At 62.6% G+C, this 13,743-nt stretch carries 13 protein-coding genes; 10 read left to right on the forward strand and 3 right to left on the reverse strand.

The window, feature by feature from the left end; genetic code table 11:
* The first annotated feature begins 139 nt into the window (after positions 1-139).
* From C2L65_RS34655 to C2L65_RS34665, 3 genes are all read left to right on the forward strand, one after another.
* Positions 140-721, forward strand: a complete 582-nt coding sequence (locus C2L65_RS34655; protein WP_042306190.1) for an LOG family protein — start codon at positions 140-142, stop codon at positions 719-721.
* A gap of 245 nt (positions 722-966) precedes the next feature.
* Positions 967-2,352, forward strand: coding sequence for an MFS transporter (locus C2L65_RS34660; RefSeq protein ID WP_042306189.1), 1,386 nt, complete (start codon positions 967-969; stop codon positions 2,350-2,352).
* Between the two features lie 52 nt (positions 2,353-2,404).
* Complete coding sequence (locus C2L65_RS34665; RefSeq protein ID WP_042306188.1) at positions 2,405-3,238, forward strand: shikimate dehydrogenase family protein; 834 nt, start codon at positions 2,405-2,407, stop codon at positions 3,236-3,238.
* A 253-nt stretch (positions 3,239-3,491) separates the two neighbouring features.
* Here the strand turns inward: C2L65_RS34665 and C2L65_RS34670 are convergent, their stop codons facing one another.
* A complete protein-coding gene (locus C2L65_RS34670; RefSeq protein WP_042306187.1) occupies positions 3,492-3,989 on the reverse strand; it encodes an Ohr family peroxiredoxin in 498 nt (165 codons plus the stop codon).
* A 384-nt stretch (positions 3,990-4,373) separates the two neighbouring features.
* On the opposite strand from C2L65_RS34670, the gene C2L65_RS34675 reads away from it, so the two are divergent.
* The 3 genes from C2L65_RS34675 (at position 4,374) to C2L65_RS34685 (ending at position 6,983) form a co-directional block, all read left to right on the forward strand.
* A complete protein-coding gene (locus C2L65_RS34675; protein ID WP_042306186.1) occupies positions 4,374-5,402 on the forward strand; it encodes a LysR family transcriptional regulator in 1,029 nt (342 codons plus the stop codon).
* Between the two features lie 357 nt (positions 5,403-5,759).
* Entirely contained in the window at positions 5,760-6,371 is a 612-nt protein-coding gene (locus C2L65_RS34680; protein ID WP_042306185.1) for a TetR/AcrR family transcriptional regulator, read from the forward strand.
* A 204-nt stretch (positions 6,372-6,575) separates the two neighbouring features.
* Complete coding sequence (locus C2L65_RS34685; protein ID WP_174485045.1) at positions 6,576-6,983, forward strand: VOC family protein; 408 nt, start codon at positions 6,576-6,578, stop codon at positions 6,981-6,983.
* Positions 6,984-7,065: 82 nt separating this feature from the next.
* Here C2L65_RS34685 and C2L65_RS34690 read toward each other — a convergent pair whose 3' ends face one another.
* Positions 7,066-8,982, reverse strand: coding sequence for an alkyl/aryl-sulfatase (locus C2L65_RS34690; protein WP_042306183.1), 1,917 nt, complete (start codon positions 8,980-8,982; stop codon positions 7,066-7,068).
* An 82-nt stretch (positions 8,983-9,064) separates the two neighbouring features.
* Positions 9,065-10,732 (reverse strand): GMC family oxidoreductase, encoded by a 1,668-nt coding sequence (locus tag C2L65_RS34695; protein ID WP_042306182.1) that lies wholly within the window; start codon positions 10,730-10,732, stop codon positions 9,065-9,067.
* 248 nt (positions 10,733-10,980) lie between these two features.
* Here C2L65_RS34695 and C2L65_RS34700 point away from each other — a divergent pair, with 248 nt between their 5' ends.
* The 4 genes from C2L65_RS34700 to C2L65_RS34715 are packed head-to-tail and all read left to right on the forward strand — an operon-like array spanning position 10,981 to position 13,709.
* Positions 10,981-11,433 (forward strand): DUF2000 domain-containing protein, encoded by a 453-nt coding sequence (locus tag C2L65_RS34700; protein ID WP_042306181.1) that lies wholly within the window; start codon positions 10,981-10,983, stop codon positions 11,431-11,433.
* Positions 11,430-12,164 (forward strand): enoyl-CoA hydratase-related protein, encoded by a 735-nt coding sequence (locus tag C2L65_RS34705; protein WP_042306180.1) that lies wholly within the window; start codon positions 11,430-11,432, stop codon positions 12,162-12,164. Before C2L65_RS34700 ends, C2L65_RS34705 begins: the two co-directional genes overlap by 4 nt.
* Complete coding sequence (locus C2L65_RS34710; protein ID WP_042306179.1) at positions 12,157-12,879, forward strand: NAD(P)H-dependent oxidoreductase; 723 nt, start codon at positions 12,157-12,159, stop codon at positions 12,877-12,879. Before C2L65_RS34705 ends, C2L65_RS34710 begins: the two co-directional genes overlap by 8 nt.
* A complete protein-coding gene (locus C2L65_RS34715) occupies positions 12,876-13,709 on the forward strand; it encodes a helix-turn-helix domain-containing protein (protein ID WP_042306178.1) in 834 nt (277 codons plus the stop codon). The genes C2L65_RS34710 and C2L65_RS34715 overlap by 4 nt, the downstream gene beginning before the upstream one ends.
* Positions 13,710-13,743: the final 34 nt, after the last annotated feature.

The raw sequence follows: 13,743 nt of genomic DNA on the forward strand, positions 1-13,743 counted from the left end.
GGCAAATGCAGACGTGCCCGATCCTGCGCGGTCATGGCCTGGTGCGATTGTCGATTCATGGCTCTGCCTGCCAGGCCATCCGGTTCATAGACTGATTGCCCCATTTGCATACACCTTCACAACAAGGAAATCATTCGACATGGCGTTGCGTTCAATCAGGTCAGTCGCCGTATTTTGTGGCTCGAACCACGGCGCCTCGGAGACTTACGCCGACGCCGCGCGAGCGCTCGGCCGGATTCTGGCGGAGGCCGGGATGACGGTCATCTATGGCGGCACGACGAACGGTCTGATGGCTGTCGTCGCGGATGCTGCACTCGCTGCGGGCGGCAAAGTGCATGGTGTGACCACGGAAACCCTGCACCTGCGCGGACAGTCGCATCCCGGGCTGACAATGTGCGAGATCGCGCCGAGCCTGCAGCTTCGCAAAGCCCGCATGATCGAACTCGCGGATGCCTTTATTGCCTTGCCAGGCGGAATCGGGACGGTCGAAGAACTGATGCAGGTATGGTCGATGAACCAGCTTTCGGAGATCGACAAACCCGTGGGCCTGTTGAACTCCGCGGGCTTCTTCGGCGCGTTTCTGCAGTTCATCGATCACATGGTAGACACGAAATTCTTGCCGGCAGCGCACCGTCATTCGATATGCGTGGATGCGGATGCAGCGGGCCTCGTCGACCAGCTCCGCAGCTATACACACACGGATGTGCCCAAGTGGCTATAGGCTCGACTTTTCTCCCGCGACTTTCCCGGTGAGGCGCACACTCTAGCTAGCCAGTAAAGGCACCGTTCGACACCCCTCCAGAACCCGGAGAAACCCTCAGAGCGTTCGATCATCGCGCAGTCATGCGCGATGATCGAACAAAAAGGGGCGATTATCCCTTGTGCTGTATGGCCTCGGGGCGCTACGCTGCGCTCCATCCTGTCGACATTCAGATAGTCGTCAGCCTACAAAGCTAGGAGACAACCATGACCGCAGTCCCGGCTCACGAGCCCCAGGGTAAGCATCAATCGAAGAAGGCCGCCGCCAGCGGCTGGATCGGATCGGCGCTTGAATACTACGATTTCTTCATCTATGCGACCGCATCGGCGCTGATCTTTCCGCAGATATTCTTTCCCAAGGGCAATGCCACAACCGCGATCGTCGCTTCGCTGGCGACGTACGGCGTGGGCTACGTGGCGCGGCCGATCGGTGCCTTCGTGCTCGGCCACCTCGGCGACACGCACGGCCGCAAGCAGGTACTGCTGGCCTGCATGTTCCTGATGGGCTTTTCGACGATCGGCGTTGGCCTGCTGCCCACGTATGATCAAGTCGGGTTGCTGGCGCCCCTGTTCCTCGTGATCCTGCGTCTGGTGCAGGGCTTCGCGGTGGCGGGCGAAATCTCCGGCGCAAGCTCGATGATTCTGGAGCACGCGCCGTTTGGCCGTCGCGGCTTCTACTCCAGCTTCACGCTGCAAGGCGTGCAGGCCGGGCAGATTCTGGCTGCCGCCGTGTTCCTGCCGCTCGCGCACTACATGCCCGCCGAGCAGTTCAATGTCTGGGGCTGGCGCATTCCGTTCCTGCTGAGCTTCGTGGTCATCATCGCGGGCTGGGTCATTCGCCGCAAGGTTGACGAGACGCCCGCGTTCAAGGAAGAAGGCGAGCGCACGACGCGTGCCCGCTCGCCCGTAATCGATGCGTTCAAGTACAGCACGCCGAACATGCTGCGCGTGATCTGCATGGCGCTGATGAACGTGATCCCCGTCGTGGCGACCATCTTCGGCGCGGCGTATGCGGTGCAGCCGGCCTACGGCATCGGCTTCGCGAAGGACATGTACCTGTGGATCCCCGTCGTCGGCAACATCGTGGCCGTGGTGGTGATTCCGTACGTCGGCAACCTGTCGGACAAGATCGGCCGCAAGCCGCCCATCATCGTCGGTTCGCTGCTGTCGGGCTTGCTGGCGTTCGCGTATCTCTACGCCATCAGCATTCACAGCGTGCCGCTCGCCTTCGTGATCTCGATCCTGATGTGGGGCGTGGTCTATCAGGGCTACAACGCCGTCTTCCCGAGCTTCTACCCCGAACTGTTCCCGACGGCCACCCGCGTCTCGGCGATGGCGATTGCGCAGAATATCGGCACCGCGATCACCGCGATGCTGCCCGCGCTGTTCACGGCCGTGGCGCCTCCGGGATCCAACAATATCTGGTTGACGGTCGGCGCCCTTGCTTTCGCGATCACCATCATCGCCGCACTGGCCGCGTTCAGCGCCCGCGAGACGTACCGTGTTCATATGGACGAACTCGGCCAGCCTGACGCTCACCCCGTCGACAAAACCGAGTACGACGCTGCGCGGGCTGCGGCATTCGCCCACTGAAGCACGCTGAGCCCGCCGAGCGGAACTAGACGCCTGAGAGAGCAACTTGACCATGATTTCCGGAAAGACCACCCTCGTCGCGCACATCGGTTTTCCGACCGAGAGCTTCAAGTCGCCGATGATTTACAACCCATGGTTCGAGCAGAAAGGTATCGACGCGGTCGTCGTGCCGATGGGCGTCAAGGCGGAAGATTACGAGCAGAGCTTCAAGTCGATCTTCCGCTTCACCAATCTGCGCGGGGCGCTCATCACGATGCCGCACAAGGTGACGACGGTCGGACTGGTCGATGAAGTCACGCCTGCCGTGCGTATCGCGGGTGCCTGCAACGCGGTGCTCAAGCGTCCCGACGGCACGCTGCTCGGCGATCAGTTCGACGGCGCCGGCTTCGTGCGTGGTGTGCTCGGCAAGGGGCGGCAACTGAAGGGCGCACGCGTGCTGATCTCGGGCTCGGGCGGTGTCGGCTCGGCGATCGCGGCGTCGCTGGCGGCGGCGGGTGTCGCCGAACTCGCGTTGTACGACGCACGGAACGAATCCGCCGAGGGGCTCGCGCAGCGTCTGCGTGAGCACTACCCGGACTTGACGGTTCGCACCGGCTCGAAAGATCCCGACGGCTACGAGGTCGTCGTGAACGCGACGCCGCTCGGCATGAAGGAGGGCGATCCGCTGCCCTTCGATGTCGCGCGTATTGCGCCTACGTGCTTTGTCGGCGAAGTCGTGATGAAGTCGGAGTACACGCCGTTCCTGCGCGCCGCGCGTGAGAAGGGCTGTGAAGTGCAGGTCGGTACCGACATGCTGTTCGAGATGATTCCCGCCTATCTGGAGTTCTTCGGCTTCGGGACTGCTACGCCCGACGAGTTGCGCAGCGCGGCGACCATCGCCTACTAAGCCGCTGGTTCGATGCCCCTTCGTATCGCGGCTCGCTGAGCTTTGCGTTACTTCTGCCGTTCCTGCTCGCGGCGCAGCCCGTCGCGACCGACAGCTACCTGCCCGCGCTCCCTGAGATTGCTGCGTCGCCCGGTTGATGTGCGCGGCCTTCTGCATGGGGCAGACGGCAGCCGCCATCGTCGATCCGTAATCTCGCTACGGCGCGTGGCCGATGGTCGTTCCGATGAGCGCGGAATAGTCCGACGGTCCGCGCTCAATCGACGACGGCCACGATATTGACCGTCCCCTGTCTCGCCATCTTCGCGTACGGGCACAAACGCTCCGCGTTGCGCACCAGTTCTTCCGCCACCGCCCGGCCGACGCCCGGTATCCGCACCCGCACATCGATCACAAGCGCATAACCGCCATCCATCGGATCGCGGCCAAAGGCGACCTGCACGTCGACGGCAATGTCGTTGAGTTCCATCTTGGCCCGCTTGCCGAGCAGATTGAGCGCGCCATGAAAGCAGCCGGCAAAGCCCGCGGCGAACAGTTGCTCGGGATTGGTTCCGTCGCCGGGACCGCCGAGTTCGGTGGGCAAGCGCAGTTGTACATCGAGGTTGCCGTCGGCCGAGCGAGCCACGCCGGATGCGCGGCCGTGTCCCGTCTCGCCGCCGGATACGGTGACCGATGTCGTGTAAAGCGCCTCGAACTCCCGGCCGCGATATCGGTCGAGGAGGGAAAGCGGGGGCGCTTCCAGTTTCTTTTTCATGATTTGTTCTCAGCCCAGGCGGCGAGCCTCGATGTGATCGATGGCCCTTGCCCCAAGCCTTCTCCCTTTTCAGACCAAGCGACAGTACACCCGGCCCTATGTTAAGTGACGGAAAAATGGCGCGGTAGAGTCGTTCACGGACTCACGATGTTTCCCGAATGGCGCCAATCCGCGGCGCGCTTTTTGTTCAGTCGAAATGTACAGGTATGGGAAGCGGTTCCACATCTGTTCGATGTGTCCTAAACTGAGAAAGCTAGCCGAAAGGCCGCCCCGCCGAAAGCCGGCCCCAGCCGGGCGCAGCGCGGCCGGGTTCGCGAAGCGCCTTCCTTTCATTCAGCGGCTGGCCAGATTTCTTCCACGAACGCCAAACTGTGGGAACCGTCGATGGATCACTCGGATGCATCGCTGCATGCTTTTCGCGTTGGCTTGCCCAACCCGGCCGACGCCCTGTCCACCTGTTTTTCGACAAGCTACGCGGGAATCATCGCCTTCATGGCGGTCGCGACGGAAGGCAGCTTCGCGAAAGCGGGCGAGCGTCTGGGAATAGGGCGCTCGGCCGTCAGCCGCAATGTTCAGAAGCTTGAATCGCAACTCAGTACCCGGCTATTTCTCCGCACGACGAGGTCCACGCATCTGACCCGCGAGGGCGAGCGCTTCTTCGAGAACTGTAATCAGGGCGTGACGCATATCGTCGACGCCATGAACGACATGCTCGATCTGCGCCTTGGTCCGCCGCGCGGCGTGCTTCGCATCAGCTCGAATGTGGGCTTCGGGCGCAAGGTCGTGGCGCCGCTGCTTGCGCAGTTTTGCGAGGCTTACCCCGATATCGCCGTCGATCTCATTCTTGACGACAAGCCTGCGGATTTCGCCGCCGAGCAGATCGACGTCGCGTTTCGCGACGGCTGCATCGAAGACTCGAGCATCATTGCGAAGCAGCTGGTTCCGATGCAAATGGTGCTGTGCGCGTCGCGGCTCTACGCCGACCAACATGGTTTGCCCATGACGCTCGAAGAACTGGCGCAGCATGAATGCGTCAATCTCAGGTTCTCGGGCGGGCGCGTCTACGAATGGGAATTCAAGGTCGACGGCCATATGCGCAAGTTCCTGCCGACGGCCAGACTGACGTTCAACGATGCAGACCTGGTATTGCGCGCGGTGCTCGAAGGGCGCGGTATCGCGCAATTGCCGGGCTATCAGGTCGCCGATCACATCGCGCGCAATGAACTCGTGATGGCCTTGAGGCGGCACGTGCCAGACGATCGGGGACACTACATCTGCTACCTCTGCCGACAGCATCTGCCTTCGCGCATCCGCGTGTTCGTCGATTTCATGACCGAGCATATCCGGGCGCTGAATCTGCTTTGCCTCGACGATTTTTATATCGACACGCTGGAAAGCGAGCGGCAGGCATGATGCGCTGATCGTCGCTTACGGGGTGCGCATTGGTGCTCACGCGGCAACGGTGAGTGTTCACGCGGGTATCTACCGGTGCAGAAGCGCGCCGCCTACCATTCAGTCATATCGACGCGCCGTCGATATCTGGATGGAGGGCATCATGCTTCGCGTCGAACCTCTATGGGCGTTGACCGGCTGGATCGTGCTGGTCGCAATCAATATCGCACTTGCCATTGCCGTCTCGTTCAGCGGCGCTATCTGATTTCTGTTTTCCTGGCGGGTGGCTCGCATCTTCATTCCGTAATCCCGTGGCCCGTAAAATAGGTTTCGTTGCACTGTGTTGATGGGCACGAGACTCCACAAGGAAAACAAGGAATGAACGACCGGTCACCGCAAAAGCGCTTGCGGCCCCGAAAGACACCGAGCCAGCCGCGCTCGGAAGAGACAGTCGCATCGATCATCGAGGCCGCCGCGCAGATTCTCGAAGCGGAAGGATTCGACGGTTTCAACACGAATGCGGTGGCCGCGCGGGCCGGCGTCAGCATCGGCTCGCTTTATCAGTACTTTCCGGGCAAGGACGCACTGACGGTCGCGCTGATCCGGCGTGAGATGACGCGTTTTCATGACGACATCGCCGTCGCGCTCACGAAGCGCAGCGGCAAGGCCGGGCTGGAGTATCTGATCGGCGCGGCCGTGCGCCAGCAATTGCAGCGTCCGCGCCTGGCGCGACTACTCGATATCGAAGAGGGCCGGCCTGCATTGCGCGATGAACTGGCCACGTCGGAACTCGAACAGATGGCCACCGAGGTCATCAAACGCGCGATCCCCCGGCATGCACATCCCGAGGTTGCGGCAGGCGACCTGTTCGCCATTGTCCGGGGCATCGTCGATGCGGCTGGCGAGCGGGGCGAGACCGATATCGGGAACCTCGAATATCGCGTGCGGGCCGCTGTGTTCGGTTATCTGTCGAAGACGGGCTCGCCTTGAATGCACGGCGAAACATGCGCGAATGTGAGCAAACGGATTGCCGACGGTGGTCGGTTATTGGCTGAAACGCCTTTGCACAGGCGGGTTTCGCGTGCATCGACGCGTGTACGCAATGCGAGTTGTTGAATGTGAGCCTCTGCTTTTATTCTGAGGTCCTCGGGCGGACGTGGCATAGGGCCACCGCCCATGTATGAGAGACCGATGATGAATGACCTTACCCAAAGCATGAAGCTCAACCATCTGAGCTTTCCTTCCGCCGATACCGCCGCGACCGCGAAGTTCTTTGAACAGTACCTGGGCTTCACGATCGCGGGAACGTGGGAGAAATCGTACATCCTGAAGCGTCCAGGTTATGACGTCGTGATCGATCACGCCAGCGACGATATCCCGGCATGGCCGAAGAATTTTCATGTCGGCTTCGAGCTGCCGGACTTCGATGACGTTCGCGCGTTGTATGAGCGTTTCAAGGCGGACGGCGTGCAGATGGAAACGGGCATTTTCAACAATGGCCGCGGTTCGCGCTTCTTTTGCCGCGCGCCGGGCGGCGTGATGTTCGAATTGAACACACGCCGCGACGCGGCGCCTGAATATCGCGGCACATTCGACAACTGAGAATGGCCTGATCATAAAGAGGATCTGACTACTCTTTATGATCAGAGCAGGGCAACGCGGTCGCGGTGTCGGACTAGAGGGACTACGGCTCGACGACATTGAAATCACCGTCGAACTGATCGAGCGTTTCGAGCAGCGCGCGGAACAGCGCAACATCACCTTCCAGCTGAATCTCACGCGCCGCGACGGCATCCTTGAAGCCCGTCTCGCCACAGAGAATGCGGTTCAGCGTCTGCCTCGACATCGATACGTGCAGATCGTTGCCTTCCCCATGCACGGACGATGACCACGTCAACGCACCGTGTTGCAGATTCAGCGTGAACTGCCTGCGAATATCCGTGAACCGCCAGACGATCTGCATCTTCAGATGCTGCGCCTTTAACCCATCGACCCTTACCGCAATGTAGTCGAAGAACATTTCTTCCGTTATCGCACACACCATGTCACGGCTGCGGTTGCCGAATTGCGTCGATGCCTCGCCGCGCCCCTCGCGCAACTCGCGCGCGCCGAGCAGGAACGCGTTACGCCACGTGGCCGATTCCGCCTGATAGCCCATCTGCTCCAGCGCAGCCGCGCCGAGTTCGCGCGCCTCGCGCAAGCGCGGTTGGGCGAACACCAGATGATTCATCACTTGTGCGACCCACCGGTACTCGCCCTTTTCGAAGTCCACGCGGGCACGTTCGAGAATCGCATCGGCGCCGCCCATGTACTCGACGTAACGAGGCGCCGACGCTTCCGGCGGCAGCGCATGCAGGTGACTCGGATTGCCGTCGTACCAGCTCAGATAGTGCTGGTAAATCGCCTTCACGTTATGCGATACGGTGCCGTAGTAGCCGCGCGTATGCCACGTGTTGAGCAACGCATCGGGCAGCCGGATCTGCTCGGCGATTTCGACGGCATTCAGTCCGCGATTCATGAGCCGCACGGTCTGATCGTGCAGGAACTTGTAGAGATCCCGTTGCGCCTCCAGGTAGTCGACGATCCGCTCGTTGCCCCACGTCGGCCAGTTGTGCTGCGCGAACACGACTTGCGCGTCGCGTCCATGGCGGTCGAGCGATTCGCCGAGGTAGCGCGACCACAGTTGCGCGTTACGGACCTGCGCGCCGCGCAGCGGACACAGATTGTGCAGCGAGCGCGTGCCGTTCTCGGCGAGATTGAGCGCGCGCTCTTGCGGAAAGTAGAAGTGCATCTCGGCGGGCGCTTCGCTTTCGGGCGTCAACTGGAACACAATCTCGACGCCGTCGATCACGTGCGTCTCCGATGTCTCCTTGATCAGTTGCGTCGGCGGAATCAGCGTGATCGTCCCGCGTGGGATGGTCTTGCCCATGCCCGCGTCGATCTGGCAACAGGCGTTGCGCGGCAGCGTGTGGCCAAACTGGAACTGCGCGCGGCGTGCCATGGCCGTGCCCGCCATCACGTTCTCCGACACCGCCTCTTCCATGAATCCCGCTGGCGCGATGATCGCCGTCTTGCCTGCCGTCACATCGTGCTCGCTGACGACACCACGCACACCGCCGAAATGATCGGCGTGACTGTGACTGTAGATCACCGCGACAACCGGACGCTTCGGCCGATGCGCAAAATACAGATCGAGCGCGGCTGAGGCCGTCTCCTTGCAGGTCAGCGGATCGATCACGATCAGCCCGCTGTCGCCCTCGATAAACGTGATGTTCGAGACGTCGAAGCCTCTCACCTGGTAGATGCGTTCCGTCACCCTGAACAACCCATGCAGCATGTTCAGCCGCGCGTGGCGCCATAACGCGGGATGAGCCGTCGCGGGCGCGCGTTCTTCTTCGAGAAAGCGGTAGTCTGCGAGGCTCCAGACCAGTTGATCGTACGCGCCGCGAATCTCCGCATCGGGAATCGTGTCGATGAAACCACGTCGCGCGTCAGCCTCTTCAAGGGGATCGTCCGGCGGCAGATCGCGCAGCGCACGCTCTTGCGCGGACACAGTGACAGCGGACGCAGGCAATGATTGATAAGGCGTCTGGTGTGGCATCAAATGCTCCTGTTAGACAGGTTGCGCCCGCGGTCTCACTCAGGACTCGTGGACGCTAAATCCAGGTTGTTGGTCTTTCGAATCAGCGCGCGGCGGCGCGAATCATGTCCGCCGCCTTTTCACCGATCATCATCGCGGGCGCATTCGTATTGCCGCCGATCAGCGTGGGCATGATCGAGCAATCGACGACGCGCAATCGCTCGACGCCTCTCACGCGCAGCTCGTTATCGACGACCGCAAGCGGGTCATTGGCCGCCCCCATCCGGCAGGTCCCGACCGGGTGGTACAAACAGTCGGCGTGGCCGCGCACGAAGGCGCGCAGGCTTTCCTCACTCGTGAAGCTTTCGCTTTTCATCTCGCGTCCACCGAGGTCTTTCATGGCCGGCTGGTTCATCACGTCGCGCATGATGCGAATACCGGCGATCAGCGTTTCCATGTCGCGCGGCGCGCTCATCAGACGCGTATCGATCAGCGGCGCTTCGCGCATGTCAGGCGACCGGAGACGAACGACACCGCGGCTCTCGGGGCGCAGCACGCAGATATGCCCCGAGTAGCCATGCCCGAGCTTGCGCCGGCTGCCCATGTTGCGATTGCCGATCAGCGCGACCGTGAACACGAGATTGAGGTCGGGGCGATCGAGTTCAGGCCGGCTCTTCACGAACGCGCCCGCTTCGACGAAGTTCGATGTCAGCATGCCAGCCCGCTGGCGCCGGTAGCGGCGGATCTCCTTCAACAGCCGCAAGCCGCCGCGCAGCGTCGCGCCGAACAGATCGGTGCTGTCGAGTTGCGTATTGATCACGATGTCGAGATGATCCTGCAGGTTCTCGCCGACGCCGGGCAGATCGTGACGCACCTCGATGCCGATTTCCTGCAGATGCTTCGCCGGACCAATCCCTGAGGCGAGCAGCAGCTGCGGCGAATTGAACACGCCGCCGCTTACGATCACCTCGCGTCGGGCGCGCAAGGTCTGTTCGACGCCGTCGCGCGAGACCACCACGCCCACCGCGCGCCGGCCTTCGAACACGAGCCGTAGCGCCTGCGTTCCCGTCAGCACATGCAGGTTATGGCGGCCGCCGTTGTAGCGCCCATCGACGGTCTTGCCGCGATGCAGGTACGCACGCGCCGCGTTCCAGCGTTCGCCGTTGTGCTGGGTCACCTGGTAGTAGCCGAAGCCTTCCTGTTCGGCGCCGTTGAAGTCGTCGTTCAGCGTGTGGCCCGCCTGCTGCGCGGCTTGCAGGAAGTACTGGCAAAACGGGTTGGGCGAGCGAAGATCGTTGACGTACAAGGGGCCGTCCGTGCCATGCCAGGGGTTGCCCGTGCCAGCAAAACGCGTGTTGTTTTCGCTGCGCCTGAAATACGGCAGGACGTCGTCGTAGCTCCATCCTGTGCAGCCTTGCGCGGCCCAGTCGTCGTAATCCTTGCGATGGCCCCGGATATACACCATGCCGTTAAGCGACGACGAGCCGCCGAGTACGCGTCCACGCGGCTGATAGCTGCGGCGGCCATCGAGTTCCGGCTGTGGCTCAGTGTAGTAGCCGTAGTTATACGGGCCCGGCTTGACGACGGTTTTGGCGAGACCGACCGGCGTCCAGATCAGGTAATGGTCGTCGGGGCCGCCGTTTTCGAGCACGGCGACGCTGACCGTCGGATCGTCGGACAGACGTCCCGCGACGGCGCAACCGGCGGAGCCGGCACCGATCACGAGATAGTCGTATTCGCCGGAAAGCGGCGGGGAGGCGGACCGGGTCATCGATGGGTTCCTTATTGTTGTGCGGCAGGCGTGGGCGCGCCGTCGCTGTCTCCAGGCGGTATGCGGTACGACGATAGAGGCAGTGTGGTAATAGCGGGACTACCCGAAACGGGGAGGGGTGGAAATGGAGAGGCGTTACTGTCGGATCGGCTTGCCCGCGATCAGGCGAGGCCCTGCAAAATCGTCCAATACTTTCGACAAAACTTTCCCTAGCATCTCTCCAAGGTTGGTTCATCAGGAGAAGGGAATTGTCTTTGCAAGCAGAAGCACAGTCATCGATCGAGTCGGAAGCCGCGCGCAAGCCGGAGCGCTGTGTCATCGTCGTGGATGCAGCGTTGGCGCCGGGCAAGGCGTCGAACGCGGCAGCCGTCGTTGCGTTCACGCTGGGGCAGCGCCACAGCCATCTCGTCGGCGCGCCATTGCGGGAGAGCGACGGCACCGCGCATCCCGGTCTCATCCCGATCGGCATTCCCGTGCTCAAGGCCACGGCGCAGCAATTGAGCGAGCTTCGGCAGAAATCGCTGGCGCACTGCGACGTGGTCGACTTTCCCGTGCAAGGGCAGGCCACCACCGACTACGACGCGTTCCTCGACGCCGTCAACGCGCTTTCCGGACCTTCGTTGCAGTACCTCGCAATCGGCCTCGTCGGACCGAGGAGCAGGATCGGCAAACTGGTCGGCGGCTTCGCGCTGTTTGCATGATGATCGCCAACCTCACATCGGAACTGGACGGGCAGGTCTGGTCCATCGGCATCAACCGCCCGGACAGGCGCAACGCGCTTAACGGCACGATGTTCGATGCGCTCGCGAACGCGCTGCGGCTTGCACAGGGCGACGTGCGCGTCCATTGCGTGCTGCTGCACGGAACCAGCGATTGCTTCTGCGCGGGTCACGACACGGCTGCATTCGGCTCGCTCTGGCCGCAGACCGCCGACGGCGCAGTCACGCGCTGCATCAACGCCTTTGCAGAGCAACCCAAGCCGCTGGTCGCCGCTGTGAACGGCGCGGCCGTGGGCTTCGGCGCGACGATGCTGCTGCACGCCGACTGGGTGGTCGCCGGCGAAAGCGCGATGTTCCGCTTTCCGTTCGCCGACCTCGGCATCGTCCCCGAAGCGGGCGCGACGGCCTTGCTGGCTCGCCGGGTCGGCGATCTGGTTGCACGCGACTGGTTGATGAGCGGTCGCCCGATCAGCGCGGCGGAAGCCTTGCAATGTGGCTTCGTGTCACGCGTGGTGCGTGACGCCGAGGTGCGAGAAGCGGCCGTCGAGTACGCATCGCGCCTCGCTTCCAAGCCGCCGAGCGCGCTTCAGGCCACACGGCGCCTGTTGCGCGAAGGCGCCACGCTGTCGGCCGCGCAGGCAATCGAGAGCGAGCTTGCGTATCTCAACGCCTATATCCCGGCTGTTTCATGGAGGTCCATCCCTCATGCGTAGCGTTCATATCGTCCACGCTCACCCGGAGCCGCATTCCTTCTGCACGGCAATGGCGCATGACGCGCGACGCCTGCTGACGGCGCGCGGCGACCACGTGAGCTTTTCCGATCTATACGCGCTCGACTTCGATCCCGTCGTCCGCGCGAGCGATTTCACCGAACGCGCTAATCAGGACTATCTCGTCTACGCGTTAGAGCAGCGCCATGCGCGCGAACACGATGCCGTTGCGCCCGATATCCAGCGCGAAGTCGATGCGCTAATGGCCAGCGACACGCTGATGCTGGTGTTCCCGCTCTACTGGTTCTCGGTACCGGCGCTCGTCAAGGGCTGGATCGACCGCTGTTTCCTGTCGGGCGCGCTGTATGGCGGCAAGCGCATCTACGGTCGAGGCGGCATGGTAGGCAAGCGGGCCGTGATCGGCGTCACGCTCGGCGGACGCGAGCACATGTTCGGCGCGCAAGGCATTCATGGCGAACTCGCGCGCGGCATGCTGCGTCATCTGTTGCAGGGCACGCTCGGCTATGTCGGCTACGAAGTGCTCGAACCGTTCTTCGCGTGGCATGTCCCGTACTGCTCGTCAGCCGAGCGGGCGGATACGCTCACGCGTTGGGGTGAATTCGTCGAGCGGCTCGACGAGCAGCCGACGATGACGATGCCGCGACTGGAGGACTATGATGATATTTTTCGTCCGCTTCCACAGGCTGCATCACGATGAAAGCCACACTGCCGACGCCTTCCGTCAAGCTCTGGCGCGCGCCCGACGTCATGGATGCCGTCATGCTCAAGGGCCAGTTCGTCGGCCACCGGTATCCGCCGCACACGCGTGATACTCATTGCCTTGCCGTGATCACGGGCGGAACGCTCGCAGTCGAGGTCCGGCAGGAGCGGCGTTTGTGCCGTCGCGGCGACGTGATCGTCATCGATGCGGACGTCGTGCATGCAGGTGTAGCCGCCGGCGATGGCCACTGGAAGATGCGCGTCGAGCACGTGCAGCCTGCGGCGCTTGCTGCGTATTGCGAGCGGCTTGGCATTCCACGACGCGAACGGTTCGAGGTGACGAGTCCGTTCATCGTCGACCCTGAGGTGTCGCGATACCTCTATGGCGTGAACTGGTGTTCCGAAGTGGACGACGATCCATTCAAGCGCAGCGAGGCGCTCGCGTGTGCTGTCGTCGGCCTGCATGCGCGGCACGCGGCACGTGCGGCCGATCTCCCCGTGGTGCGCAGAGAGCCCGCACTGGTTCGCGCCGTGAAGAGCCGTCTGTGCGAAGAGCTGCACGCGCGGGTCACGCTATCGACGCTCGCCTGCGAGTTCAACGTGACGCCGTTCGTACTGCTGCGTGCATTCGAGCGCGAAGTCGGGCTGAGCCCGCATGCGTTCCAGCAGCAGGAACGCGTGCGCCACGCCATGCCGATGCTGCGATCCGGCAGACCCATCGCGGAAGTCGGCGCGCGAACCGGCTTTGCCGATCAGTCGCACTTCACGCGCGTGTTCAAGCAGCAAACGGGCGTGACACCGAAGGTGTATCAGGCCGCGTTCTCATGATCGACGAAGCGGGCATGCGAGCGGGCAGGGCAGC

Source organism: Paraburkholderia terrae, from assembly GCF_002902925.1.
In the GTDB taxonomy this organism is placed as follows: Bacteria; Pseudomonadota; Gammaproteobacteria; order Burkholderiales; family Burkholderiaceae; genus Paraburkholderia; species Paraburkholderia terrae.